Origin of the sequence: Phyllobacterium sp. (assembly GCF_037994405.1) — a bacterium.
GTDB lineage: Bacteria > Pseudomonadota > Alphaproteobacteria > Rhizobiales > Rhizobiaceae > Phyllobacterium.
In genome coordinates this window covers 1-1842 of sequence record NZ_JBBNAN010000269.1, presented here as the reverse complement: position 1 = coordinate 1842, position 1842 = coordinate 1, and the positions used below count along the sequence as shown (strand labels likewise).

The window sequence follows — 1842 nt, the reverse complement described above, 5'->3', positions numbered from 1 at the left end:
GTCGAGCCTCCACCCGAGGCTTGCGTAGAATTCCTTCGCCCGATCGACGTCCGAAACAGGGACGACGACGATCTCAAACTTCATGTCCACTCCTGCATTTGTCATGGTTTTCTCCTCGATGTTGATTAGGGAGCGGCCCGCCCGCAGCGCGCCGCGGTTTCTCTCAAATCGACGCAGCGGCCTGAACGCGTCTCGAAGCCCTGGGCTGAAAAGGTACGGTTGTTCCCACGCCGCGAAATGACCTCCCCTTATCGACCTCATGGAAGTAGATCAGGTTGGGATAGGCGCGACGAGCCCATGTCTCCGGGGCTCGATAACTCTACGCTGGAAAGACCGTGATGGCCACTGGGAGCGAGATCTCGGAGATCATCTCCCCAGCCGAGAGAGCAGGACTTCGTGCGCCGCCGTATTCCCAGTACAGCCGCCCTGACGAGGTTGCGCTTTTCGTCGGCGAGTAGCGGGTGTCGCCGAGGCGCTTCATCAGCGGCGCGCCCGTCGTGGGGGGTCGGCTCTGCGAGCGGATCGATGATCTTGAGCTCCTCGAACACCGATCCAGGCCAGCCGTGGGTGATGATCACCGATTGAAGGCTGCCGAACGACTGTTGGCGACGTTGGGCTAAACTAGTTTAACCTGCGCTTTGCCGTGCAAAGCAGTCAAACCAATAGCGGCCATGTGTGTTATACTTGCCTGATGAGGGGAAAAAACAAATTGACGAACATGCTAACGGCAGGAGTGGGACGTGCCGCGCGAAAGTCCGGGCACTAATTCAGGACAATCGTCCAAACCGCCTCGGCGCAAGAATCGCGCATCTGAGGACACTAGCTCGCGACGAATCGTAACCGCACTTTGTTACGATCTGGTTGGATCAACCAATTTGCTTCAACAATTAGATATCGAAGACTATGAGGAACTGATTGATTCATTTCAGAAATCTGCAAGGCAATCAATAACATCACGTTCCGGCGTCATTCAGGTCGAAGCGGGCGACGGCGGTGTGGCGCTGTTTCCCAGCCAACTTGGGGCGAAAGACGCGGCATCGCTCGCCATTCGTGCCGGGTTGGATATCATCGAAGGTTGCAAGCGCCTCGGTCGCGACGCCAGACGTGATGATTTGCACGTTCGCGTCGGGATCGCGACGTCTATCGCACTCGTCCATGAGACTGGCGAGCAGGAACGGATTGCCGGTGCCGCACTGGCGCTGGCTACGCGTTTGGAGTCTATTGCCGCGCCGGACTGCGTTTTGGTTTCTCAGGAAACGCGTGATCTGGCAGGCAGATCGCATGCGTTCATATTTCAAGGCAGTAGGATTCTTAAGGGGTTCGCCGATCCGGAGAAAGTTTGGCGCGCGCTCGGGCACAGAAAGGAGGTCGATCGGTTTTACGCATTCGGAAGACTTGGTGGCCCGTTCATTGGGCGTGAAAATGAGTTGCGGATGGTCGCTCATTGCTGGAAGAACGTGCTTGCCGGGCGCGGGGAAATCCTCTCGATCGAGGGAGATCCAGGAATTGGAAAGTCACGGCTTTTGCGTGAGATTCGCAAAATAACGCGTGATCAGCGATCAAAGTTGTTTTTTTTCCAATGCATGCCTGGTGGATTCCGTTCGACACTCCATCCCCTGCTGCACAGTTTTCCCGGGGAAATGTTGGAAGGCGGACAGTCACGACTTACGGCTTCTGCGGTTGCAAGCTTGTTTGAACATCATGGAATCCGCGATGCCGAGGTCATAGAGATCTTCGCGTATCTACTCGGCGCCGTAGGAAGAAATCAGTTTCTGTCAAATAGCGATCCCAAAGCAATCCGGGAGAGAGCTCGTGCTGCTGTATTTCGTTCGCTTGAAGTAC

At 55.9% G+C, this 1842-nt stretch carries 1 protein-coding gene and 2 pseudogenes; 1 reads left to right on the top strand and 2 read right to left on the bottom strand.

Annotation, left to right across the window (positions count from 1 at the left end; all coding sequences use genetic code 11):
- Nucleotides 1-105: pseudogene (locus AAAC48_RS14855) on the bottom strand (glyoxalase); the annotation flags it as partial.
- Between the two features lie 63 nt (nt 106-168).
- Nucleotides 169-448: pseudogene (locus AAAC48_RS14850) on the bottom strand (epoxide hydrolase); the annotation flags it as partial.
- A gap of 292 nt (nt 449-740) precedes the next feature.
- On the opposite strand from AAAC48_RS14850, the gene AAAC48_RS14845 reads away from it, so the two are divergent.
- On the top strand, nt 741-1842 hold a 1102-nt coding region (locus AAAC48_RS14845), incomplete at its 3' end, for an AAA family ATPase (protein WP_340654910.1).